At 63.7% G+C, this 22,962-nt stretch carries 18 protein-coding genes, 1 pseudogene and 1 riboswitch; of the genes and pseudogenes, 7 read left to right on the top strand and 12 right to left on the bottom strand.

Annotated elements, in window-relative coordinates:
* Window positions 1-377 precede the first annotated feature (377 nt).
* Window positions 378-1,691, top strand: coding sequence for an MFS transporter (locus ACZ0AI_RS18010; RefSeq protein WP_463563047.1), 1,314 nt, complete (start codon window positions 378-380; stop codon window positions 1,689-1,691).
* A 4-nt stretch (window positions 1,692-1,695) separates the two neighbouring features.
* On the opposite strand, the gene ACZ0AI_RS18005 is transcribed toward ACZ0AI_RS18010, so the two are convergent.
* The 4 genes and pseudogenes from ACZ0AI_RS18005 to ACZ0AI_RS17990 form a co-directional block, all read right to left on the bottom strand.
* Window positions 1,696-3,966 carry a TonB-dependent receptor gene (locus ACZ0AI_RS18005; RefSeq protein ID WP_463563046.1) on the bottom strand — a complete coding sequence of 757 codons (2,271 nt, stop codon included), beginning with the start codon at window positions 3,964-3,966 and terminating at the stop codon, window positions 1,696-1,698.
* A gap of 20 nt (window positions 3,967-3,986) precedes the next feature.
* Window positions 3,987-4,445 (bottom strand): hypothetical protein, encoded by a 459-nt coding sequence (locus ACZ0AI_RS18000; RefSeq protein ID WP_463566282.1) that lies wholly within the window; start codon window positions 4,443-4,445, stop codon window positions 3,987-3,989.
* A 100-nt stretch (window positions 4,446-4,545) separates the two neighbouring features.
* Window positions 4,546-5,208 (bottom strand): annotated as a pseudogene (locus ACZ0AI_RS17995) (MFS transporter); the annotation flags it as partial.
* Complete coding sequence (locus ACZ0AI_RS17990) at window positions 5,192-5,581, bottom strand: hypothetical protein (protein WP_463563044.1); 390 nt, start codon at window positions 5,579-5,581, stop codon at window positions 5,192-5,194. The gene ACZ0AI_RS17990 and the pseudogene ACZ0AI_RS17995, both read right to left, overlap by 17 nt.
* A gap of 144 nt (window positions 5,582-5,725) precedes the next feature.
* Between ACZ0AI_RS17990 and ACZ0AI_RS17985 the strand changes: the two genes are divergently transcribed.
* Complete coding sequence (locus ACZ0AI_RS17985) at window positions 5,726-6,679, top strand: helix-turn-helix transcriptional regulator (protein ID WP_463563043.1); 954 nt, start codon at window positions 5,726-5,728, stop codon at window positions 6,677-6,679.
* A 63-nt stretch (window positions 6,680-6,742) separates the two neighbouring features.
* Window positions 6,743-7,501: a hypothetical protein gene (locus ACZ0AI_RS17980; protein WP_463563042.1), complete on the top strand. Its 759-nt coding sequence runs from the start codon at window positions 6,743-6,745 to the stop codon at window positions 7,499-7,501.
* Window positions 7,502-7,511: 10 nt separating this feature from the next.
* On the opposite strand, the gene ACZ0AI_RS17975 is transcribed toward ACZ0AI_RS17980, so the two are convergent.
* The 3 genes from ACZ0AI_RS17975 to ACZ0AI_RS17965 all read right to left on the bottom strand — a co-directional run bounded on the left by ACZ0AI_RS17975 (window position 7,512) and on the right by ACZ0AI_RS17965 (window position 10,709).
* Entirely contained in the window at window positions 7,512-8,879 is a 1,368-nt protein-coding gene (locus tag ACZ0AI_RS17975) for a leucine-rich repeat-containing protein kinase family protein (protein WP_463563041.1), read from the bottom strand.
* A gap of 148 nt (window positions 8,880-9,027) precedes the next feature.
* Complete coding sequence (locus ACZ0AI_RS17970; RefSeq protein ID WP_463563040.1) at window positions 9,028-9,675, bottom strand: vWA domain-containing protein; 648 nt, start codon at window positions 9,673-9,675, stop codon at window positions 9,028-9,030.
* A gap of 26 nt (window positions 9,676-9,701) precedes the next feature.
* A complete protein-coding gene (locus ACZ0AI_RS17965; RefSeq protein WP_463563039.1) occupies window positions 9,702-10,709 on the bottom strand; it encodes an ATP-binding protein in 1,008 nt (335 codons plus the stop codon).
* 122 nt (window positions 10,710-10,831) lie between these two features.
* On the opposite strand from ACZ0AI_RS17965, the gene ACZ0AI_RS17960 reads away from it, so the two are divergent.
* The 4 genes from ACZ0AI_RS17960 (at window position 10,832) to ACZ0AI_RS17945 (ending at window position 13,309) form a co-directional block, all read left to right on the top strand.
* Complete coding sequence (locus ACZ0AI_RS17960) at window positions 10,832-11,410, top strand: LOG family protein (protein WP_463563038.1); 579 nt, start codon at window positions 10,832-10,834, stop codon at window positions 11,408-11,410.
* Window positions 11,410-11,838 carry an NUDIX domain-containing protein gene (locus tag ACZ0AI_RS17955; protein WP_463563037.1) on the top strand — a complete coding sequence of 143 codons (429 nt, stop codon included), beginning with the start codon at window positions 11,410-11,412 and terminating at the stop codon, window positions 11,836-11,838. The genes ACZ0AI_RS17960 and ACZ0AI_RS17955 overlap by 1 nt, the downstream gene beginning before the upstream one ends.
* Window positions 11,839-11,865: 27 nt before the next feature.
* Window positions 11,866-11,997, top strand: coding sequence for a hypothetical protein (locus tag ACZ0AI_RS17950; RefSeq protein WP_463563036.1), 132 nt, complete (start codon window positions 11,866-11,868; stop codon window positions 11,995-11,997).
* A 280-nt stretch (window positions 11,998-12,277) separates the two neighbouring features.
* Window positions 12,278-13,309 (top strand): 3-deoxy-7-phosphoheptulonate synthase, encoded by a 1,032-nt coding sequence (locus ACZ0AI_RS17945; RefSeq protein WP_463570053.1) that lies wholly within the window; start codon window positions 12,278-12,280, stop codon window positions 13,307-13,309.
* 146 nt (window positions 13,310-13,455) lie between these two features.
* On the opposite strand, the gene ACZ0AI_RS17940 is transcribed toward ACZ0AI_RS17945, so the two are convergent.
* The 5 genes from ACZ0AI_RS17940 to ACZ0AI_RS17920 all read right to left on the bottom strand — a co-directional run bounded on the left by ACZ0AI_RS17940 (window position 13,456) and on the right by ACZ0AI_RS17920 (window position 22,828).
* Complete coding sequence (locus ACZ0AI_RS17940) at window positions 13,456-15,066, bottom strand: ATP-binding cassette domain-containing protein (RefSeq protein WP_463563034.1); 1,611 nt, start codon at window positions 15,064-15,066, stop codon at window positions 13,456-13,458.
* Between the two features lie 352 nt (window positions 15,067-15,418).
* Complete coding sequence (gene cobN, locus ACZ0AI_RS17935; protein WP_463563033.1) at window positions 15,419-19,153, bottom strand: cobaltochelatase subunit CobN; 3,735 nt, start codon at window positions 19,151-19,153, stop codon at window positions 15,419-15,421.
* Between the two features lie 40 nt (window positions 19,154-19,193).
* A complete protein-coding gene (cobW, locus tag ACZ0AI_RS17930; RefSeq protein ID WP_463563032.1) occupies window positions 19,194-20,243 on the bottom strand; it encodes a cobalamin biosynthesis protein CobW in 1,050 nt (349 codons plus the stop codon).
* A gap of 98 nt (window positions 20,244-20,341) precedes the next feature.
* Window positions 20,342-20,521, bottom strand: a riboswitch (cobalamin riboswitch).
* 446 nt (window positions 20,522-20,967) lie between these two features.
* A complete protein-coding gene (locus tag ACZ0AI_RS17925) occupies window positions 20,968-21,537 on the bottom strand; it encodes a hypothetical protein (RefSeq protein WP_463563031.1) in 570 nt (189 codons plus the stop codon).
* On the bottom strand, window positions 21,530-22,828 hold the full coding sequence (locus ACZ0AI_RS17920; RefSeq protein ID WP_463563030.1) for a hypothetical protein: 1,299 nt from the start codon (window positions 22,826-22,828) through the stop codon (window positions 21,530-21,532). Before ACZ0AI_RS17920 ends, ACZ0AI_RS17925 begins: the two co-directional genes overlap by 8 nt.
* Window positions 22,829-22,962 lie beyond the last annotated feature (134 nt).

Genomic DNA, 22,962 nt, shown 5'->3' with positions numbered 1-22,962 from the left:
GGACGGTGGATTGGCGTTGTACCCGGGTGCCGCCGCGCTCGAACCGGGCTACGGCAGAGGACATTTGCACGGATCTACTGTGGGAGCGGGCGGAGTCCATGCGCGCGAAATCGCGGGCATGGCCCGCTCCCACGAACGTGCGATGCGCATCAGCTCGTAGGGTGGATAACGCGAAGCTTATCCACCAGCGATCACGCCGCGAGCGCATTGAATTGCCAGCCTCAAGGCGCTTGCGCGAAACCCCTGTCGCTCACGACTAACCCCAGGTCGCACTCGAATCCCGCCACGGCTACCGAGCCACGTAAGTTATCCACAGATGGACGCCAAGGCCCGTGCCAGGCGCGTTCGCATGTTGGAGCAACTGCGCGGAGGCAGCCATGAGCGTGACCACTTATCCACAACAGGCGACACACGTCGATCTCGGCGTTCTGCGCAAGGTGATCGCCGCGTCGGCCATCGGCAACTTCGTCGAATGGTTCGACTTCGCCGTCTATGGCTTCCTGGCCGTCACCATCGCCGCGCTGTTCTTTCCACAGGGCGACCCGGCCCTGGCGCTGCTACAGACCTTCGCGGTGTTCGCCGTGTCCTTCGCACTGCGCCCGCTGGGCGGCATCGTGTTCGGCATTCTGGGTGACCGCATAGGCCGCAAGCGCGTGCTGTCGATCACCGTGCTGCTGATGGCCGGCGCCACCACCCTGATCGGCCTGCTGCCCACCTATGCCAGCATCGGCCTGCTCGCGCCGCTGCTGCTGGCCCTGGCGCGCTGCCTGCAGGGCTTCTCTGCGGGCGGCGAATACGCGGGCGCCTGCGCCTTCGTCATGGAGCACGCGCCAACCGAGCAGAAGGCCCGTTATGGCAGCTTCGTACCCGTCTCCACCTTCGCGGCCTTCGCCTGTGCGGCGGGCCTGGTGTTCGGCCTGGGCCTGTGGCTGGATGAAACGCAGATGCAGGCCTGGGGCTGGCGTGTGCCCTTTCTGATCGCCGCACCGCTGGGTCTGGTCGGTTTGTACATGCGCCTGCGTCTGGACGAGTCGCCGGCCTTCCAGGCCCTCGCCGCGCAAGCGCACCCGGAGCACTCGCCACTGCGCGAAACCTTGCGTGAGCACGGCGCCACCGTGCTGTGCCTGTCGGCGTTCATCTCCGCCACGGCGCTGTCGTTCTACATGTTCACCACCTACCTGACCACCTACATGCAGGTGGTTGGCGGCGCAGCGCGGCCAACGGCATTGCTCGCCAGCCTGATGGCGCTGCTGTTCGCTGCGTTGCTGTGCCCCTTCGTGGGCCGCTACTCGGATCGCGTGGGCCGTCGCCGCACCATCCTCACCGCCGGGGTTGCACTGATCGTCGCGGTCTATCCGGCCTTCACCCTGGCTGCATCCGGCACCCTGCTGGCTTCGGCCATCGGTGCCATGCTGCTGGCCGTCGGCGCGGTGATCTGCGGCGTGGTGACTGCCGTATTGCTCTCCGAGCAGTTCCCCACCCGCGTGCGCTACACCGCGTCGGCGTTCACCTACAACCTGGCCTACACGATCTTCGGCGGTACTGCACCGCTGGTCGCTACCTGGCTGATCGAGGTGACCGGCAACCGCATGTCGCCGGCCTTCTACCTGATCGCCATCGCCCTGCTGGCTCTGGTAGGCGGCCTGTCGCTGCCAGAGTCGTCGAAGCGCTCGCTGGACTACCAGCCCTGAGCGATCAGTACACCACCGAGTAGCTGAGGCCGAAGGTACGCCCCTGCGCCGGCAGGCTGGAGATAGCGCCGTAAGTGGCTGCCGCCTGCTGGCCGTAGACGGTCTTGTAATCGCGATCGCCCAGGTTGTAGACGCCGAAGCCGACCTCGCCGCCAAGCCAGGGCGCGTGGGCGATCAGGTCGACCACGGTGTAGCCCTGGATCTTCGTCGCCGGCGTGGCGCGAATGGTCGGGCTGATCGCGGCGGCCTGGGCATCGTCGTAGGCGCGGTCGCTGCCCCCCACGGTAAGCGTCTGCAGACGTACGCCGTAGCCGTCGGCGAAGCGCCAGTCACTGTAGAGGGTGGCCTTGAGCGGCGAGACGCGGAAGGCGTTCAGTTCGCGCCAGTCGCCGGCAGCGTCCTTGTACTGGCCACGGGTGTAGGCCAGGGTGCCGCCCAGGATCCAGAGCTCGGTGACGGGCACCTGCAGGTTGCCCTCGGCGCCCCATACGCGTTCGTCGGTGTCGGCTACAGATACGCTGAAATCGCGGTTGAACTGCACCACCTTGTCGGAGGTGTTGTAGAACGCGGTCACCCCGGCATTCACGCCGCCGGCTTCGCCGATGCGCCAGCCCAGCTCGTAGTTGTTCACCTTGATCGAGTCGATGCTACTGCTATCGATCACGAAGTTGGCGGGCACGTCACGCAGCATGCGCTGGGTGTCGGGCAGGCTGAAGCCCTGGGAGAAGTTGGCGAACAACTGCTGGGCATCGGTCAGCGCATACACGGCGCCGAGGTTGAACAGCGTTTCGCTGTGGCGCACGTTGCCACCCTCGAGGGTACGAGCCTGGTAGCCAGCCACGCTGGCAGCGGTGACCGCCTCGCCGTAGGGTATGGAATCGTCCACTTCGTTGCGGATGGTTTCGCGGCGCACCCCGGCCTGCAGGCTCAGGCGCTCGGTCAGCTGGTAGTCGCCCTGCAGGAAAAGGCCGGTCTTGCTCACCTCGACATCTGGGCCCATGGACGAGCGATAGGTGTCCCGGTAATTCAGGCCATTGCTGGCGAAGAAGCGGTTGAAGTCGTAGAACTGGCCGTCCTGACGGTCCTGCTCACGCTCGTGATCGAGGCCGTAGGTCAATTGCAGGTCGCGTCCGCCCAGGGTGAAGCCCTTCTGCAACGCGGTGCGCAGGCCCCACACGTCGATATCGGTGCTCGATTGCAGCACCACGTTGGCAACCCCACCGGGCAACGCGGCATTCGCTGCACGACTGGCAAAGGGGAACCAGCGCGACTTCTCCTTGCGGTAGTAGACCTCGGCCGTCAGTTGCTGGCCGCCAAACAGGTCGCGGTTGAGGTATTGCAGGTTGGCGCCGTAATGGCGGGTGCGTGGCTGGTCGTCGAGCTGCAGGCCATCCACCGCGTCATGGCTGGGCTGGTAATTGGGCACCAGCAAGGCAGACAGGTTGGGGCCGTAGTCCGGGCCGTAGTCGCTGTCCTGTTCGTCGTTGTAATAGCGCACGCCGCCGCTCAGTTGCTGGTCATCGTCGAGATGCCAGGTCAGGCGGCCGTTGAAGTCGAAGCTGGTGGTGTCCTGACGGTCAGTCTGGGCGATTTCCGGGCCGACGCGATCACCATTGGCGTCGCGGATCTCGCCCTGCTTGGTGTAGCTCAAGCCGGCGAATCCGCTGACCGCGCCCTGGTGGAAGGCGGCGGTCTGCGCAGCCTCGTAGGCCATGGCGTCACGGGCGGCGCGACCCGGGGTGCGCAGGCCGATACGGCTGCTGAAGTCGCTGGTTTCGTCGTCGGCGTTGCGGGTGATGATGTTGATCAGGCCGCCGGTGGCACCGGCGCCGTAGATGCTGGTGGCACCAGAGATCACTTCGATGCGCTCGATCATCGCCGGGCTGATGCTATTGAGCTGGCGCGAACCGTCACGGGAGCCGGTCAGCGGTACACCGTCGATCATCACCTGTACGGTACGCCCACGCATGGTCATGCCGTAGTTGCTGGTGGTGCCGCTGCTCGGTGCCAACGACGGCACCAACTGGCCGAGGATATCGGCAGTGGAACGGCCAGCCGACGCCTGCTCGGCGATTTGCTCACGCTCGATGCCATAAACCGTGCCGGCGATCTCGGCAATGCTCTTGGCCGAACGCGTGGCCGTCACCACCATCGGCCCCAGTTCCTGAACCTGACTGCCGCCGGCTGCCGTGCGCTCACCACTCTGCGCGAACACCTGGGCACTGACCGCCAGACTCAAAAGCGTGACCTGCATGGATGCCGAAAGATGCCGCATGATGTTCCCCTGTGGATAAGTTACGAAGCGAAGCCGGAAGAGAGTTTTTTGATGAGCGGTTTGCAGACCAGCACGCTGAGCACCGACAGGCCCCCCAGCAGCAGGTAATAGGTTTCGTAGCCCAGCCCCTTTGCCAGGAACCCGGACAGCGAGCCGCCGATGAAGAACACCAGCAACTCGAAGCACACCAGCACGGTGAAGTCGGTACCGGCCTGCTGGCGCGAACACAGGCGCATGAACAGTGCATAGAGGCTGGTCATCGCCATGTAGCGCAGTGCCAGAGTGGCCAGCACCACCAGGCCGAGCCAGGGCGTCGAGGTGGCAGCCAGGCCGCTGGCCAGCAACGCGGCGAGCAGCAGGTAGATGCCGCTGCGCCACCAGCCGGCGCGAATCAGCAACACCTCGGGCGCCTGGTTCTTCAGCGCCCTGGCGGTCAGCACCGCCGCCAACAGGCCGATGCTGGCACCGGCCACCGACATCAGCACACCGATCTGCGCCAGCGACCACTGCTGGTTCGACCAGCAGCGGCGTGAGCATGGCCATGGCCGGCGCTTCGACCGCCCGGTAGAGCAGGATCAGCAACAGCGCCCAGCGCATTTCCGGGCGTCGCAACGTGTGGATAAAGCTCGGTCGCTCGGCGGCCGGCGAATGACGTTCTTCGACGCGTGCCACTGCCAGCATGGGCAGTGCGGCCATCGCTGCCAATGTCAGCAGCGCGATCTGCCAGCCAGCGGCCTGATACAGCCAGAGCACGCCGGCACCGCCGAGCATGCTGCCCAGCGCCACGCCCATGCTCTGCGCCATGCTGCCCAGGCGGTGCTCCTCGGTTGCCAGCGACTCGACCGTATAGCCATCAATGGCGATGTCCTGAGTCGCGGCGAAGGTAGATATCCACAGGCCGATCAGCACGAACAGCAACAGGCCATGCTCGAGCCCGCTCACCGCCAGGGCCAGCAGGCCGGCCACCAGGGCTGCCTGGGTCAACCACAGCCAGGTGCGGCGCCGGCCGAGTGCATGCAGGTAGTAGCGGTCGACCAGCGGCGCCCAGAGAAACTTGAACGCCCAGGGGATGTACAGCAGGGCGAGCATGCCGATCCAGCGCAGATCGACGCCCTGGCTGCGCAGGATGGCTGGCAGCGCCACATTGAAGAAGTACAGTGGTAACGCGTGAGCCAGGTAGAGCACGACGATGACCGCCAGGCTCAGCCGCGTTACCGGCGTGAAGTCATTGGACTGTTGCATCGCTCACCATGCGCTCGGCGATCCATTGAAAACCCTGCTCACGTTCCAGGGTCACGAAATAAGGCACGCCCCAGGCGGCGTGCAGCGCCGGGGTATCCAGGCGCTGGCGCTCTTCGGCGTCAGCGGCGATACGCACCAGGCCACGGCAGCAGGTCTGGAAATTCGCCTTGTGCCGCTTGTACCAGGCGCCCTGCACGGCGCGATAACCCTCGGCCAGACTGGCACCGGACTGGGTGCTTGAGATGAAGTAGAACGGCTGTCGGCGAGCGATCAGGCGCTCGATATGCACCAACCAATCGCGAATGTCGTCGAGGCTGACGTCGTCTGCGAAGACGGCCTCGACCACGGCCGTTTCCGTGATCAACAAACCCATTGCCGCAGTATTCCTCTGAGCGATCCTGATGCAGCCCGGCAGGCTGCAATTACATTGCACATGAGAATAATTCCGAACAAGCTTGCCCGCTTAGGTGAAAACAAGGAAAACTTAGCCACAAGCAAACTTCCATCGGAGCCCGCCATGACGGTCTTCACCTGCGGCCAGCTCAGCGACGTCGCCCTTACTCTGGGCGGTAACCTGCATTTCCAGCGCGAGCTACCGGGCGAGCAGCCGGTGCTCGATGGCGAGCAACAGGTGCAGGTGCTGAGCGATGGCCTGGTGCTGTACTTCAGCCAGAGCCGCGACCTGGTCGACGCCAGCAGCGACAACCGCCTGGCTCCGGGGATCACTGCAGCCTTCCTGCTCAGCGGCGAGGCCGAGGTCAGCCTGCCGCGCCAGCGCCTGCACTTCGACGCCCGCCCTGGCGGCCAGCGCGCCATGCTGGTCAACCTGACCGCTGCCGACCAGTTCCAGCGCCACTGGCAAAGCGAGCGTCAGGAAACCAAGGTGTGCCTGAGTATCAGCCCCAACTGGCTGCAGCACTTCGCCCTCGGCAGCCAGTTGCGCAGTGACAACCTGCTGCGTTTCAGCCGTAGCCACTGGCAAAGCCTGCTCTGGCAACCGTCTGTGGATATCTTGCAGCGTGCCCACCAGTTGCTCGAACGTGACGCCGGCTTGCCGCCGCTGCTGCAGCGCCTGCAACGGGAAAGCTTCGCTCTCGACCTGGCCAGCGACATCCTGCGCGGCATCGATGCGCCGCCGGAGAAACGCCTCGGCAGCCACCTCGAGCGCTGCCTGCTGCGCCTCATGGATTGGCTCGACAGTGGCGAAGCGAACGACCTCAGCATCGCCGAGATGGCCCGCCAGCTCGGCACCAACCCGGTCGATCTACAGAACGCCTTCCGCAGCCGCAACGGCATCACCATCGCCGCTTATCTGCGCAGGCGCCGTCTGGAGCAGGCTTATCACGCCATCTGTCAGCAATCACTGTCGATCGAAGACGCTGCCAGCCTGGCCGGTTATGAACACCTGAGCAGCTTCAGCGCCGCCTTCAAGCGCCAGTACGGGTTTCCTCCCTCGCAAGCCAGGCACTGAGCGGGCGCCGGGCGGCAAGGGGACGTTATGATGGAGCCCCTCCTCGTTCCAATGGGTGCCCCCATGCGACTCGACCCCGTAGATGAACCCGACGGCCGCCTGCTCGGCCAATGCTTCAGGCTGCACCAGCCGACCTCGCTGGAAGAACTGCTGAGCGCCTATGACGATGTGCCCGACGGGCATCGCCATCTGTTCACCCTGGACGATCTGGGCCAAGCGCTCTACACCGCGATGCATGCGAGCAACCGCCATGATCTCGACAGCGGCGACTGGCTGCAGGAGGCGGGGATCGCCGCGAGCTGGCTGGAAGATGGCTATCCACGGGACGACCTGTCGCTGCAGCAGCGCCTGCACATTCGTCGCCTGGGTGTCGAACGCAAACTGCAGGAAACCTCCTTCGACGACCTGTTCGCCAAGGATCTGCGTGTGGATAAAGACAGCCTCGCCGACCTAGTGGCTGCCAATACCGACCTGGTCTCGATGCTCGATGACGAATGCTATCTGCTGCGGATTCCCGTGCAGCGCGCCTGCGAGGCAATCTACGGCTTCGCCAATGGCTACTTTTCCAGCGACCTGTCGCCTCAGGAGAATTTCCGCCTGGCCGAGCATCTGGAAAACCACTACGGCTATGCCCTGTTCGGCATCGGCGCCAGCCTCATCGCCTTTCGTCGCTCACGGGCCCTGGATCAGGCGCAGACCGCCAGCCTGCTCGATCTGCTGAGCCGCCTGTATGCCCGCGAGGACAACGGGGTGCAGGTTCGGGCACTGTTCGCGGACAGTATCCAAAACCGCGAGCTGCTGGTGCTGCGCTACACCGAATGACCGGGTGAAATCAGATCGGTAGCAGATCCGTCTCGACGCCTGCGCTCGACTCATCGCGGTTGCCCGATTGCATGACCAACAGACGCGCCAGCGTCGTATCGATTTCGATGAAGTCGGGTCTGGCACTGACCTGCGGCTGCTGGCAACGCATCACCAGCTCTTCCAGCAGCGCAGCGTAGAGCGCGGGCACTTCGCAGCGAGCCAGCAGCTCTTCGAGCAGAATACCGAAGGCACGCACCTCGATGCGCTGCACGGCTGCGTGTTGCCAGGAAGCCGCCGGGGGCTGGAACGACGCGGCACCGAAGTCACCGAGCAGTACCTCGCCAGCCTCATCGAGCAGGATGTTGTGGCCGTAGAGGTCGCCGTGGGAGATGCCCTTTGCATGCAGGTGACGCAGCGCCGAGGCGATGCCGCTGACCACTCGCAAGGCCTGAGCGAAAGGCACCCGCCAACCCGACGGATAGATATCACGGCTGCAGCTCTCCAGGCTCGGCGGCCCGGCCAGGGTGCTGAATCGCGGATCGACGAGGCCCAGTAGCAGCCCCTGCTCGCCCTCGGGTGCCGCAACGAGGCGCCCGAGCACGTCGATCAGGTTCGGGTGGCGTCCGGCGGCGAGGCAGGCGCGCATTTCGCTGTCGGGGGTACCGTCGCTGGTCATCTGGCCTTTGAACAGCTTGAGCGCAACGGCTTCGAACGATCCATCCGGCCGCTGCCAGCGGGCATGATGGATGATCCCTGACGCACCCTGACCCAGCACCTCGCCCACCTGTAGCTCGTGCCACAGCACCTCGGGTGCCAGGGACTCGAATGCGGCACTGCTGTCGAAAGGATTACCGGCGTAGGCCAGCCAGGCCAGACGTGGCAGATCCAGCAGCGCATCCGGCAAGCCGGGCAATCGATTGGCGGCGATGCGCAGCAGCTCCAGCTTCTCCAGGCGCGCCAGGCTGGCGGGCAATGCACTCAGGCGATTGCCGGCGAGCATCAGCTTCTGCAGCTCGACGCAGTCGCCGAGGGCTTCAGGCAAACTCTCCAGGCAGTTGTCGGTCAGGATCAGCCAGCGCAGGCGCGGTGGTAGCGCCCTGGCCGACAGTTCAGCGATGCGATTGGACTTGAAGCCGACCATGCGCAACGACAGGCAGCGACCGACCGACTCCGGCACATGCTCGAAGCGATTGTTGGAGCAGAACAACACCTGCAGGCGATGCAGCCGGTGCAGGTCGTGGGGCAAATCGCTCAGCAGGTTGCCGCTCAGGTTGAGCACTTCGAGGCTGTCGGCCAGCGTGTAGACTTCCTCGGGAAACTGCTCCAGCGAGGCGCACAGGTCGAGACGGGTAATGCCATGGAGCTGGCCAGCACGCAATTGATCGAGGGTATGCATGCTGGCGCAGGCTCGGGCAGGAAGGAGCCTGCCATTCTACGCGAACATGGCCCTTGGCCATCCGCTGCAGAACAGAAAAATCTCGAGTTTGCTGATCAGTTGTCGAAACGCAAGTGCCACCGCTGACAAGCCAACGCGCACCAGGCCATCAGCGCCGAGCCACGGGGCTCAGCGCTTCGATGTGCCGGTACTCGGCGCCGAGCTCATCAGCCAGTTGCACGGCGCGCCCCAGACGGATCGGCGCGCATTCGATATCCACCAGTGTGGCCGGACAGGGGCTGGGCGGCAGAGCTGGCCATTCCCGCAAACGCCCGTCGGTGACCACCAGCAGGCGTTGCTCCTCACCCGGCTTGAGACGCTGACGCCGCTGCAGCCAGCCGTGGGCTTCCTGCAATGCGGGGATCAACGGGCTGCCGCCCCCGGCACCGAGCTCCACCAGCCATTGCTGCAGAGCGCCGGACGCCTTTTGGCCCTGCCAGTGCCATTGCGGTCTTGCTCCCTGGGCGTCCAGCACGGCGATCCGCGCTCGCTCGCGGTAGGCCCGTTCGAACAGTTCGGCAAGCAACCCCTTGGCCTTGCCCAGAGCACCGTGGCGGCGGGTCGAGGCCGAGGCATCGACGACGATCAGCCACAGCTGCGCGGGTGCGCTACTTCGGGGCCGGCGCTGTAAATCCGCACGGCGCTTTGGCTTGCCTTGTAGCAAGGTAGCGAGCCAGTCTATAGCACCGCTCGCGCCGCGTTGCCTGGCGCCAGTGCGGCCCTGCGCCTGTTTGCCGGGAGCCGGCTTCGCATCCATCCCCGCTCTGGCGCGCGGGGGGATGCTCAGGGCTTTTTTGCCCAGCGCGGCGGTTCACGGCGCTCACCGGTAGCTTGCGCTTGCGGCGGCAGCTCGCCCCACTGACCTTCGCCCGCTGCGGGCTGCTCGCTCGGCGCTTGGGCGGGAGGGTTGGCCGGCGGCTGAGCCTGCTGTCGGGGCGGCGTGTGCCGACGGCGATGGCGCAGCACGAAATCCTCAACCGCATCGATATCCACAGGCTCGATACCAGTCGCTCCACGCCAGGCCGCATGGGCACGGGCCGCGCGCAACCAGACCAGATCGGCACGCAACCCATCGACACCCGCCTCGAAACAGCGGCTGGTGATCGCGTCCAGCGCCTGATCGTCGAGCGCGATGCGCGCTACCTCAGCACGCGCCTGTTCACACCGCTCGGCCAGTGCCGCCTGCTGCTCGGCCCACTGGGCGATGAACGCCTGGGGATCGGCATCGAAGGCCAGGCGGCGGCGGACGATGTCGGCCCGCGCCCCCGGTTGCGGCTGGCCGTCCAGCGCCAGGTTGAGGCCGAAGCGGTCGAGCAGTTGCGGGCGCAGCTCGCCCTCTTCGGCGTTCATGGTGCCGATCAGGATGAAGCGCGCACTGTGGCGATGAGAGATACCGTCACGCTCGACATGATTGACGCCACTGGCCGCTGCATCGAGCAGCAGATCGACCAGATGATCGGGCAGCAGATTGACTTCATCCACATACAGCACCCCACCATCGGCCTTGCTCAGCAGGCCGGGCGAGAACTGCGCGCGGCTTTCGCCAAGGGCAGCGTCCAGATCGAGCGTACCGACGATGCGCTCCTCGCTGGCACCCAGCGGCAGGGTAACGAACACGCCGCTCTCCAGCAGCTCGGCCAGGCCGCGGGCCAGGGTCGATTTGGCCATGCCCCGCGGGCCTTCGATCAGCACCCCGCCGATTGCCGGATCGACCGCCACCAGGCACAGCGCCAGCTTCAGCGAGTCGGCACCGACCACGGCGGCAAGGGGGAAGTGGGCGTTATCGGTCATGGCGCAATCCGGCTGAGCAAAGCCGCCATTGTAGCAGCGGGCGGTCGAATCCCACCCCGCTGTTCTGCTATGGTCGGCGGTTTCGCGATGCTGTCGCGTGCGATTTATCCAGGGAGACTCAGATGCGCCTGTGCATTTTCTGCGGTTCCAATGCGGGCACCAATCCCGTCTATATCGAGGCGGCTACCCGCCTCGGCCAAACGCTCGCCAAAGCCGGCATCGGCCTGGTGTATGGCGGCGCGTCCGTCGGCCTGATGGGCGCCGTGGCCGACGCGGCGCTTGAGGCCGGTGGCGAGGTGATCGGCGTGATCCCGCGTTCGCTGTGGGAAAAGGAAGTGGCCCACACCGGCCTCGATGACCTACGAATCGTCGACTCCATGCACCAGCGCAAGGCGCTGATGGCCGAATTGTCCGATGGTTTCATCGCCCTGCCGGGGGGCGTCGGCACCCTGGAAGAGCTGTTTGAGGTGTGGACCTGGGCACAACTGGGCTACCACCAAAAACCCTGTGCGCTGCTCAACATCAACGGCTACTACGACCGCCTCGCCGGGTTTCTCGATCACATGGTCGACGAAGCCTTCGTCAAGGCGCCGCACCGCGAGATGCTGATCGTCGAGCAGGATATCGACGCGTTGTTGAAGGCGATCGACGGCTATGAAGCACCGCAGGTGGGCAAATGGATCGGCAGGCAGGAAACCTGATGAGCGAGCAACCACGCCTGGGTTGTGGGGCGGCCATCGTGCAGGACGAGCGCCTGCTGCTGGTGCGCCGCCTGCGTGAGCCGGAAGCTGGCTGCTGGGGGTTGCCCGGCGGTAAAGTGGACTGGCTGGAGCCGGTCGAGCAGGCGGTGCGCCGCGAGATCGAGGAAGAACTCGCAATCCGCCTGACGTCGCTGGAGTTGCTCTGCGTGGTCGACCAAATCGATGCGCAGCGCGGCGAACACTGGTTGGCGCCGGTCTATCTGGCCGATGCCTTCGAGGGTGACGTACGCAACGTGGAGCCCGAAAAACATGACGACATCGGCTGGTTCGCGCTGGACAGTCTTCCCGAGCCGCTGACCGTGGCCACCCGCCGTGCATTGCCCGTGCTCAACCAACGGCGCTTGCAATCGACCACCGCGATGAATTAACGTCGAGCCCATTCAACGGAGCCCTTCATGTCCACATCCCCGATCCTGAACAGCACCCGCCTCGATGCAGCCTGCATCGTGATCGTGCGTGCCCAGGCATCCGTGGTCGCGGCGGCTGCGTATTTTTATGGGTATTGGTTTAGCCACAGGCGCGCCTGATACCCCACAGGCGCCCTAGCAACTCAGGGTCGCCACCAGACAGTTTCTCGAAACCCCCGGTCGGCCTCCCGACCGGGGGTTTTGTTTTTTCCGGCACATCGTTTTTTCAAAGAGGATTTCACCATGACCGCCTATATCAACTGCAGCACCTACCAAACCTATTACCGCTACAGCTGGCGATTTACCGGCAGCCGCGCTGCTCATCCACTCAATCGAACATCCCATCGAGCCAGATAGTGCGCCGCGCGCGGTAACGTCCGCGCCGGCCGAGGAAACCACCATGTCCGTAGCCGTCAATTCCCGCTCCACCGCCAAATCCGCCGATTTGCATCTGGTCGACACCAAGACCCGCCGCCAGACCTCGCCCTTGCCCAGCGCCACCCAGTTGCGCGAAGAGCTACCACTCTCCGCCGCCCTCGCCCGCCAGGTGCAGCAACAGCGCCACTCGATCCGCGCCATTCTCGATGGTCATGACCCGCGTCTGCTGGTGGTGGTCGGCCCCTGCTCCCTGCACGACGACGCTGCCGTACTCGAATACGCCGAGCGCCTGGCCGCCCTCAGCCAGCGAGTGGGTGATCGTCTGCTGCTGGTGATGCGCGCCTACGTCGAAAAACCGCGTACCACGGTAGGCTGGAAGGGCCTGGTCTACGACCCGGCGCTGGATGGTAGCGGCGACATGGCCGAAGGCCTGCGTCGTTCGCGAAAATTGATGCTGCGCCTGCTAGAGCTCGGCCTGCCACTGGCCAGCGAAATCCTGCAGCCGCTGGTGGCCGGCTACTTCGACGACCTGCTCGGCTGGGCCGCGATTGGCGCACGCACCAGTGAATCCCAGGTGCATCGTGAACTGGTCAGTGGTCTGGAGATGCCGGTGGGCTTCAAGAACGGCACCGACGGCAGCCTCGGCATCGCCTGCGACGCCATGCGCTCGGCGGCCCATGCCCATCAGCACTTCGGTATCGATGGCCACGGCCGGCCAGCGCTGGTGCAGACCCACGGCAACCCGGACACTCACCTGGTGCTACGCGGCGGCCACGCTGGGCCGAACTACGACGCCGCCAGCGTCGCCACCGCCCGCGCCGAGCTGGAGCGCCAGGGCATCGCCCCGCGGATCATGGTCGACTGCAGCCACGCCAACAGCGGCAAGAACCCGCTGCGCCAGCCCGACGTACTGCGCAGCGTGCTCGACCAGCGCCTGGCAGGCGACGGCGCCCTGCGTGCAGTGATGATCGAAAGCCACCTGTACGACGGTGCCCAGAGCCTTGGCGGCGAGTTGCGCTATGGCGTGTCGATCACCGACGGCTGCCTCGGCTGAACCGGTACCGAACGGATGTTGATCGACGCTGCCGTGCGCATGCGCCACCTGGTTTGACCCCGTAGCCTGGCGTTGAGTGAAGCGATACCGGGGGCACGCCTCACGGGTGCCGCTGCGCTCGACTCGAGCGAATGACGGCTCATCGATCAGACCCTTTGATACTCCCAGCCCTGCGTCGTCCACTGCAGGCGGTCGGTGATCGCCAACGCCTCGATGAACAGGGCGTCGTGAGACACCACGATCAGCGCCCCGCGGTATTCGCGCAGCATGGCTTCGACGGCCAGCAGCGAGTCGAGATCGATATGGTTGTCGGGCTCGTCGAGCACTAGCAGGGGCGCTGCCGATTGACCATCGATGACCCCGGCAAGCGCCAGTTTGAGGCGTTCACCACCACTCAGCCGTACGCTGCGCAGCAGCGCCCGATGGGCATCGAGCCCCAGGTGCATCAGACGGGTGCGGGCAACGGCTTCGGGCAGTTCGGGGTTGCAGCGACGCAGGTGATCGAGCGCACTCTGCGCCGCCTGCAGGCAGGACAGCTGTTGATCCAGATAGGCCAGAGGCACCTCGACCCGACACTCGCCCGCAACGGCTGAAAGCCGCCCCGCGAGCATCGCCAGCAGGCTCGATTTGCCACAACCGTTGGGCCCGGTGATGGCGAGCCGACGGGGGCCGAACAGTTCGATATCCGGCAGGGTGGCGCCCGAGAACGGCGCCTGCACGCCACGCAGACTCAGCACCCGCTTGCCCTCGGGCAGGGTTGCAGCACCGCCATGCAGCTGAATTTTCAGGTTCTCGTCGACCCGCGTCGCGGCTTCGCTCACCGCTCCCTCGAGTCCGCTACGGGCCTCCTGCAGGCGCTGCTGCAGCCGCCCGGCGTTGGCCTCGCTGCGGCTCTTCTGCTGACCCAGGAGGATCTGCGCCTGGTTGCTGTCCCGCGCCTCACGCGCCCCGCTGACGGTACGCCGTTGCTGACGTTGCTGCTGCGCCTGCAAGGCACGCTCACCCCGTTTGCGCTCGGTACGGGCATGCTCCAACGTACGCTGGGCGGCCTGGCGCTCGCGCAATAAACAGTCTCGATAGACACTGTAATTGCCCCCGTAGGCGCGCAACCCGCCTGGCGCCAGCTCGACGATGCGCTGCATGCCTTCGAGCAGTTCGCGATCATGGCTGATCACCAGCAAGCCACCCGGCCACTGCTGCAAGCGTCGATAAAGGTGCTGGCGGCTGCGGCGGTCGAGATGATTGCTCGGCTCATCGAGGATCAGCATATCCGCGCCACAGAGAAACACGCCGAGCAGCGCAACCCGCGTGCGCTCACCGCCGCTGAGCATGGCAGCCGGGGTTTGCAGCGAGAGATGGTCAAGGCCCTGCTCACGCAATGCGATTTGAAGGCGCTCGGCGATATCCCAGCGGCCTTCGAGCGACTCGATATCGTCTTCGCCCATGCGCCCGTCAGTCACCCGGCACAGCGCATCGTAAGGTGCAGCGAAGCCCGTCAGGTCGACCACCCGAGCACCCTCAGGCACTTCGATTTCCTGAGGCAGATAGGCAACCTGAGCCTGCCGCAGGATACGCCCGCCGGTCGGCTGCAACAGCCCCGCGAGCAGGCGGCCGAGCACGCTCTTGCCAGCGCCGTTGCGCCCCACCAGTCCGGTATGCCGGGCATCGAAGGTTTCGCTCAGCTCATCGAACAGAGGCCGACCGTTGGAAAAATCAAAGGACACGCGCTCGAGCGCGATAACAGACGAGTTCGTCATGGATGACTCCAGGCAATGCCGTGAAAACGCGAGGCACAAGGCCGCGGCGGACAATCACAGGTCGTGCGGACACGACGGCATTACTGGCGCATTGGACGAAACTCCGGAGGGAAATGGACGGGTAGGCTAAACCCAAGGTCAGGCCAGGGCAACCGAGGCGACTTGTAAAAACCGAAAAAGCGCTGAAGGTAGCTTCAAGGCAGAAGCAGCCGTTCGCGTAACTTGTAGGAGGGGCTTTAGCCGCGAGCTTTTTATCAAGGCAAACAACGAGCTCGCGGCTAAAGCCGCTCCCACAAAAGCAGCAGCGCTCTATGTCCGCTCCCGCCACTTTCGGCCAACGCGCCAACAAACCTCAGCTTTCTTCACTGTCGAGCAGCAGGTTTTCCAAGGCTTCGCGATAGTCGCCCGTCTCCTGCCACATGCCGCGCTGCTGGGCTTCGAGCAGGCGCTCGATGATGTCCTGCAGGGCGCCGGGGTTGTGCTGCTGGATGAAGTCGCGGGTGCCTCTGTCCATCAGGTAGGCGTCGGTGAGCAGGGCGTACTGATGGTCATCGACCAGCTCGCTGGTGGCGTCGAAGGCGAACAGGTAGTCGATGGTTGCGGCCAGCTCGAAGGCACCTTTGTAGCCGTGGCGCTTCATGCCCTCGATCCACTTCGGGTTGGCCGCACGGGCGCGCACCACCCGGGCCAATTCCTGCTTGAGGGTACGGATGCGCGGCGTATCGGGCTGACTGTTGTCGCCGTGGTAGCTGGCCACCTTGGCGCCACGCAGGGTTTCCACCGCCGCCAGCATGCCGCCCTGAAACTGGTAATAGTCGTTGGAGTCGAGGATGTCGTGTTCGCGGTTGTCCTGGTTGTGCAGCACCGCCTGCAGATGCTCCAGGCGCTCGGCGAACTGGCCACGCGCCGGCGTACCTTCGCTGCCTTTGCCGTAGGCGTAGCCGCCCCAGTTCAGGTAGACCTCGGCAAGATCCGCGCGGCTTTCCCAGAGGCGCTCCTCGATGGCGTTCTGCACGCCGGCCCCATAGGCGCCGGGCTTGGAGCCGAAGATCCGCCAGCCGGCCTGGCGCCGCGCTTCGAGTTCGTCCAGCCCGCCATCCTGCAGCGCCAGGGCTTCCTGCCAGACGCGCGCGGACAGCGGGTTCATGTCCGGCGACTCGTCCAGATCGGCGACCGCCTGCACGGCGTCGTCGAACAGGCGGATCAGGTTGGCGAAGGCATCGCGGAAGAACCCGGACACCCGCAAGGTCACGTCGACACGCGGGCGACCGAGCTGCTCGAGGGGCAGCACGTCGAAGCGCTCGACCCGCCCGCTACCGGCCTGCCACACCGGGCGTACGCCCATCAGGGCCATGGCCTGGGCGATATCGTCGCCGCCGGTGCGCATGGTCGCGGTGCCCCACACGGACAGGCCGAGCTGGCGCAGGTGGTCGCCTTCATCCTGCAAGTGACGTTCCAGCAGGCGGTCGGCAGCCTGCACGCCAAGGCGCCAGGCCGTGGGCGTAGGCAGATTGCGCACGTCCACGGAATAGAAATTGCGCCCGGTCGGCAGTACATCGAGCCGCCCTCGGCTGGGTGCGCCGCTGGGGCCGGAGGGCACGAAGCGACCATCAAGGGCATAGAGCAGGCCGTGCATCTCGGCATCGCCACAGGCGTCCAGCAACGGCGCGATATGGCTGCGCAGGCTGTGCAGCACTGCGGCGCTGCTTGATCCAACGGATTCGAAATCCGCTCCCTCAATCAGTCGTAATCCCAGCAGCTCCAGTCGCTCCCGGGTATCGCCCATAGTGCGCCACGGCTCATCACTCAGGCTCACCAATATTGCCGGACGCGGCCCGCTCCATGGCGCGGCCATATCGCAATCGAGCGGATCGAAATCGAGGGCCAGATCATGGGCCAGGGCTCGCAGCAGGCTGGCGTTGCCGCCCTGGCCATCGCCGCGAGGAATGCGCAGCAAAGCGAGCAGCGTGTCGCGGCGCAACGTGCCGCTCGGCGATTCGCCGAACACATGCAGGCCATCGCGAATCTGCGATTCCTTGAGGTCGCACAGGTAGGCGTCGAGTTGCGGCAACCAGCTGGCCGGGTCGTCATTGAGCTGCAGGCCCAGTTCACGATCCAGACTGGCCTCGCGCACCTTCTGCAGAATCTCGCCACGCAGCTCACTGGCGCGGCGCAGGTCGAGCTGGCTGGCGTCGTAATACTCGTCAGCCAGCCGCTCCAGATCACGCAGCGGGCCGTAGCTCTCGGCACGGGTCAGCGGCGGCATCAGGTGGTCGATTATCACCGCCTGGGTACGGCGCTTGGCCTGGGCGCCTTCACCGGGATCATTGACGATGAAGGGGTAAATGTTCGGCAGGGCGCCGAGGATTGCCGTCGGCCAGCAGCTTTCGGACAGGCCGACGCTCTTGCCGGGTAGCCATTCCAGATTGCCGTGCTTACCGACATGGATCACCGCCTGGGCAGCGAAGACTTGGCGCATCCAGAAATAGAAGGCCAGGTAACCATGGGGTGGTACCAGATCCGGGTCGTGGTAGACCGCCGCCGCATCCACCTGATAACCCCGCGCTGGCTGGATGCCGACGAAGGTCAGACCGAAACGCAGGCCGGCGATCATCAGCCGGCCATCGCGGAACATCGGATCGTTTTCCGCTACGCCCCAGCGCTCCAGCACCGCATGGCGATTGGCTTCGGGCAGGGCGGCGAAGAAACTCCGATAGTCATCCAGCGCCAGGCTCTGCGCGCAGGGCCGCAGGTCGAGGCTGTCGAGATCGTTGGTGACGCCGCCGAGCAACTGGTGGATCAGCGCGGTGCCGCTGTCCGGCAACGCATCGACCGGGTAACCCTGCTGCTGCAAGGCCTGGAGAATATTCAGCGCCGCCGCTGGGGTGTCCAGGCCGACACCATTGCCGATGCGGCCGTCGCGGGTCGGGTAGTTGGCCAGCACCAAGGCGACGCGCTTTTGCGCTGCAGGCGTGCGCTGCAGTTCGCACCAACGCCGCGCCAGTTCGGCGACGAAATCCATGCCCGGCAAGTGCGCGCGGTAGCAGACCACATCGCTCTGGCTGCGCTCGCTACGCCAGGCCAGGCCCTTGAAACTGATCGGCCGGGTGATCAGTCGGCCGTCCAGCTCCGGCAGCGCGATATGCATGGCCAGGTCGCGGGGGCCGAGACCCTGAGCGTTGCCTTGCCACTGCTCTTCGCTGTCCAGCGCACAAAGCGCCTGCAGCACCGGCACGTCGCGACGGAACGGCCTTGCCTGGGGAGACTCCGGGTTGGATTGGGCGAAACCGGTGGTGTTGAGGATCACGCTCACGCCGGCTTCGTCCAGCCAATCCTCGACCTGCGCCAGGCAGGCCGCCTCCTTGAGGCTGGCCACGGCGATGGGCAACGGATTGAGGCCCTGAGCCTGCAGCCGCTGGCAGAAGGTGTCGACGAAAGCGGTGTTGGCTGCCTGCACATGGGTGCGGTAGAACAGCAGCGCGGCGACGGGTGCGTCCGGCTGCCAGCTGGCACGCCAATCCTGCAGCGACGCATTGCCCACGCGTGGGTGATACAGGCCAACCCGCGGCAGCGCTCGGGGAGGCTGCCAGCCATAGTCACGGCCCATATAGCGGTCGGCGATGCAGTTGAAGAACTGCCGCGCGTTATCCACACCGCCCTGGCGCAGGTACTGCCAGAGCCGCTCGGCATCTTCGGCGGTCACGTTGCCCAGCGCAGTGAGCTCGGGGTCGGGGTTATCACAGCCCGGCACCAGAATCAGTGTCTTGCCCTGCCCCGCCAGCTCCACTAGCCGCTGGATGCCATAGCGCCAATAGCTGACGCCGCCGTGTACGGAAATCACGATGACCTTGGCGTGTTGCAGCACCTTTTCGACGTAGAAATCCACCGAGGCGTTATTGCCCAACTGCGCCGGGCTGGCCAGCCGCAAGCTGGGATAATCCTCGGGCAGATGGCGAGCGACCTCGGCCAGCAGCGACAGGTGCGAATCACCGGTGCACAGCACCACCAGCTCGGCGGGGGTCTGGCCGAGGTCGGCGATGCTGTCGGCCGGCAGCGACTGGCCGGGCTGGGTGCGCAGGAGGTGCATATTCTCGCCTAAGGCACCGCCCGCTTGCGGGCGATCATGGTTATACCAGAGCCGCTTTCAGCTCAGCCGCGATGGCCGTGTGGTCGAGCTCCTGGCCGATCACGATCAGGCGGGTAACCCGCGCCTCATCGGCCTTCCAGGCGCGGTCGAAATGCTTGTCGAAACGCAGACCGACCCCTTGCAGAAGCAGACGCATGGGTTTGTTCGGCACGGCGACGAAACCCTTGATGCGCAGGATGCCATGTTTGCCCACGACGTCCTTCAGCGCGGCCAGCAGGCGGGCTTCATCGGCTTCCGGTAGTTCCACGTGGAACGAGTCGAACTCGTCGTGATCGTGGTCTTCGTCTTCATTGTCGTGGTGAGTCTTGCGACCCTCGATGTGCAGCTCTGTCTCGCTGTTCAGGCCCAGCAGCACATTGAGCGGCAGCGAACCCCCATGGGCTTCGACCACCTTGACCGCTGGCGGCAGCTCTTCGCCGACTTCGGCGCGCACCGCAGCCAGCGCGTCGGCATCGAGTAGATCGGCCTTGTTGAGGATGACCAGATCGGCGCTCGCCAGTTGGTCGGCGAACAGCTCGTGCAGGGGCGACTCGTGATCGAGGTTGGGATCGAGCTTGCGCTGGGCGTCGACCTGATCGGGGAAGGCAGCGAAAGTGCCGGCAGCCACTGCCGGGCTGTCGACCACGGTGATCACCGCATCGACGGTGCAGGCGTTGCGAATTTCCGGCCAGTTGAAGGCTTGGACCAACGGCTTGGGCAAGGCCAGACCGCTGGTTTCGATCAGGATGTGGTCGAGGTCGCCGCGACGCGCCACCAGCTCGCGCATCACCGGGAAGAACTCTTCCTGCACGGTGCAGCACAGGCAGCCATTAGCCAGTTCGAAGACACGGCCGTTGGCTTCTTCCTCGGTGCAGCCGATGGAGCATTGCTTGAGGATCTCACCGTCGATACCCAGTTCGCCGAACTCGTTGACGATCACCGCGATACGGCGGCCCTCGGCGTTTTCCAGCATGTGCCGCAGCAAGGTGGTCTTACCGGCACCGAGAAAGCCGGTGACGATGGTGACTGGAAGTTTGGCGAGCGTTTTCATGATTGGCCCTGCGTCTGAATGAACGGCGAGCGGGCAATGAGATGGCAGGCGCCAGCCGGGGCTGTCGCACAAGCACCACCGGATCACCCCGCCCGGTTGTCGAAAGCGTTATCGAGGCAGGTCTCCTGGCTCACAGGTCATGGCGCGTAGCCGGCCTTCCCGGTTTCCCAGTGGCGATTGGCGATGCGCTCGCTGCTTACAGTTGCGGGGGCAGCCACGGCTTGCCGTGTTCCCTCTTAGCTCCACACGAGTGGAGAACCTCGAAAACGAGAAGGCTACGCAGGCCTTAGCGGCCGGTCAATCGCGATTGACCGCTGACAGCTGTCATGATGAGCGACGCTACCGCATAACACGAGTGCCGCTCATGCTGCCCGCAACCACGACCAATACGCCGCTGCCTACCAAGAGTGGAAGCTGGTCTGTGCTGGGTCGGCGCGATTACCCCCAGGACATCTACCCATCTACTCAATCTGCTCATCCATAACCTGATTCGGCAGGTTCTGACTGTGGGTAACCTTGCCACGCTGGCGAGTAATGCCCATACGTTTGGGAGGCAGCACTGCACGCCCTTACGCATTCCGTTCGAGATAATCCCAGGCGCATTCGTCATCGGCGCTGTACGACGCCGAGCACAGTCACCTGTATAGACCACAAGCCCCCTAAAGTTCTGTACGAAAATTCGCTGCATACAGAACAATCACCGGAGAACCGGAAACCTGAACGCTCAGCGCCAGAAATGAGAACATCTATTGGGGTCATTTTGCGAAGGCGAACACGGCAGCAGACAACCTTGTTCTTTGAAACTCACTTTAATGTGAAGCGCCTCTCTGCCCGGTGTATCGAGTGAGTACTCACTCAAACAACTTTGCCCCTTAAGAAAACGAAATAAAAATAGATCGCCATTGGCAAAACGCAGGTTCAGATCCTGAGGCCCGTTCCAGCCCGACTTAGAGGGAATAAGAAATCGCCACCCCCCATCCCCCAGCGCCTCACCTTTTAAATCTAGCGAAGAATAATCTTCATCAACTTTCAGAGTTGGATAGGCCACCAAAAATATATATGTCCCTGCAACGCCAATATCCGAATCGATCACATTACGGCGAAAGGCACTACTCAAAGTAGGAGCATCGTCTTTGGCATAGTCATATTGCACTTCTAAGCTGCCCAGACTTTTACCTTTATCGAATTCTACGCTAGGTACCGTCGGCGTATATTCATGCGAGCGACATCCCGCCAGAAGAAGTAACAACACTACAAAGAACACTTGTTGAAAAAGAAATTTTGATTCACTCATCATAACATTCCATACAATCAAATGCGCCGCGACTGGCTATATCGATAGCCTGAGTATTGGGGTCAGCGGTCCGATAAACTCTTACGAACAGCTTCACCGCCCCACCCCTGACGATATGATGATCTTCATTAAGCGGCTCCATGCGCAAACCCTGCGAAGCGAAGTGACGAGTCATGGCAGACAATATGGAACTCCTTTCCATCCGTGTGTAAAGACGCGGCAGGAATTTTTTTCCTGAGAGCCCAAACGCTTCGACATTGACACCGAGCAACTTAAGCGGCCGATCTAAGGAAAATGCCAATGGGAGTTGATGACCGCTATAATAATACACACCACAATTACAGGGTGGCATCAATCGCAAATCATCGACAGGCAGCACTTTTATACCGGGATGGCCAGCGCGAAAGTTTCGCCAGGGCAATGGCTTTCCACTTTTGACCAAGCTCTGATAATAGTTCTGAAGGAACTTATAAAAGTCCGTCGATACTGGCTCTGGCTCCGTAGTTTTACCCAAACCTCGAAGATGCCATTGAGCGCCCACGCGGTACCATTCAAAATTCTTTTTCGTCCATTGGTACCTTGCATAAGGCTCGAACAGACCAAACTGCGAACCACGATCATATCTGCCTGTAGCGTCTAGGCGTCCCCCCTCAAGGCGAACCTCCTGACGGGCTTCTTCCAATGCCTTCTCGTCGGGCCAGATCATGCCAATCAGCCCTTTACCTGGCTCCATCAGAATGACGGCCCCATAGGCACTGCGTGACACGGCACGGCTGAGGTCTGGAGAAACCAACAGCAGGCCCTCATCGCCATATGGCGCAACGGAGTATTTACGCAGCTCACCTGTCGATGCGGACAATGCCAGGTCGAATTGAGGAAATACCCGCAAGTCGGGATTGCTCTGCGGCCACCCCAGCATGGTGAACGTGCTGAGTGGAGTTGCAACCGGTACACCCGTTTCATGGATATTAATCAACTGGGCACCCGTCTTGAAGTACTCGAACGACAAGACCTCTTTACCCGTACCCACAGCCAGCAGTGTCCTGTCATCACCTAACAGATAATAGCGGCTGTTGCGCTGGTACCAGTCACCGACCGGTTGAAGTTGTTTTCCCCTGTAGGAGAACCGTCGGCCCCGATCCAGAAATGCATTGGCTTCATCTATCGATATGGCGCGGCCAAAGCCTGGAATCTCCAAGCCATGGGCAGGTGTTGCCTGCAGCGCTGGACTGGACAGGGCTACGAGAAGGAAGGCGCAAATGCGCCAGAAAAAGAACGGTAAAAATTTCATCCCTGATATACCCATCAAAAGCTGATAGTAATGGCCAATCTCCGATCAGCCTCCTGAAAATTATCGCAAAACAAGGTGCGTTAACAATTTTAATTGGGATCAGTTAGCAAGATCATCCAATCTCAACTATCGGG

The organism is Pseudomonas sp. AC355, from assembly GCF_979258205.1.
This window is presented reverse-complemented; position numbering and strand designations above follow the sequence as displayed.

What these genes read in the sequence shown, in the direction of transcription:
- ACZ0AI_RS17960 (WP_463563038.1), top strand. Translation starts at nt 10,832, where the DNA reads ATGCGCCTGTGCATTTTCTGCGGTTCCAATGCGGGCACCAATCCCGTC.
- cobN (WP_463563033.1), bottom strand. Translation starts at nt 19,153, where the DNA reads ATGCACCTCCTGCGCACCCAGCCCGGCCAGTCGCTGCCGGCCGACAGC.
- ACZ0AI_RS17985 (WP_463563043.1), top strand. Translation starts at nt 5,726, where the DNA reads ATGACGGTCTTCACCTGCGGCCAGCTCAGCGACGTCGCCCTTACTCTG.
- ACZ0AI_RS17970 (WP_463563040.1), bottom strand. Translation starts at nt 9,675, where the DNA reads ATGGATGCGAAGCCGGCTCCCGGCAAACAGGCGCAGGGCCGCACTGGC.
- ACZ0AI_RS17980 (WP_463563042.1), top strand. Translation starts at nt 6,743, where the DNA reads ATGCGACTCGACCCCGTAGATGAACCCGACGGCCGCCTGCTCGGCCAA.
- ACZ0AI_RS17950 (WP_463563036.1), top strand. Translation starts at nt 11,866, where the DNA reads ATGTCCACATCCCCGATCCTGAACAGCACCCGCCTCGATGCAGCCTGC.
- cobW (WP_463563032.1), bottom strand. Translation starts at nt 20,243, where the DNA reads ATGAAAACGCTCGCCAAACTTCCAGTCACCATCGTCACCGGCTTTCTC.
- ACZ0AI_RS17925 (WP_463563031.1), bottom strand. Translation starts at nt 21,537, where the DNA reads ATGAGTGAATCAAAATTTCTTTTTCAACAAGTGTTCTTTGTAGTGTTG.
- ACZ0AI_RS18000 (WP_463566282.1), bottom strand. Translation starts at nt 4,445, where the DNA reads ATGTCGGTGGCCGGTGCCAGCATCGGCCTGTTGGCGGCGGTGCTGACC.
- ACZ0AI_RS17965 (WP_463563039.1), bottom strand. Translation starts at nt 10,709, where the DNA reads ATGACCGATAACGCCCACTTCCCCCTTGCCGCCGTGGTCGGTGCCGAC.
- ACZ0AI_RS18005 (WP_463563046.1), bottom strand. Translation starts at nt 3,966, where the DNA reads ATGCGGCATCTTTCGGCATCCATGCAGGTCACGCTTTTGAGTCTGGCG.
- ACZ0AI_RS17955 (WP_463563037.1), top strand. Translation starts at nt 11,410, where the DNA reads ATGAGCGAGCAACCACGCCTGGGTTGTGGGGCGGCCATCGTGCAGGAC.
- ACZ0AI_RS17990 (WP_463563044.1), bottom strand. Translation starts at nt 5,581, where the DNA reads ATGGGTTTGTTGATCACGGAAACGGCCGTGGTCGAGGCCGTCTTCGCA.
- ACZ0AI_RS17945 (WP_463570053.1), top strand. Translation starts at nt 12,278, where the DNA reads ATGTCCGTAGCCGTCAATTCCCGCTCCACCGCCAAATCCGCCGATTTG.
- ACZ0AI_RS17975 (WP_463563041.1), bottom strand. Translation starts at nt 8,879, where the DNA reads ATGCATACCCTCGATCAATTGCGTGCTGGCCAGCTCCATGGCATTACC.
- ACZ0AI_RS17940 (WP_463563034.1), bottom strand. Translation starts at nt 15,066, where the DNA reads ATGACGAACTCGTCTGTTATCGCGCTCGAGCGCGTGTCCTTTGATTTT.
- ACZ0AI_RS17920 (WP_463563030.1), bottom strand. Translation starts at nt 22,828, where the DNA reads ATGAAATTTTTACCGTTCTTTTTCTGGCGCATTTGCGCCTTCCTTCTC.
- ACZ0AI_RS18010 (WP_463563047.1), top strand. Translation starts at nt 378, where the DNA reads ATGAGCGTGACCACTTATCCACAACAGGCGACACACGTCGATCTCGGC.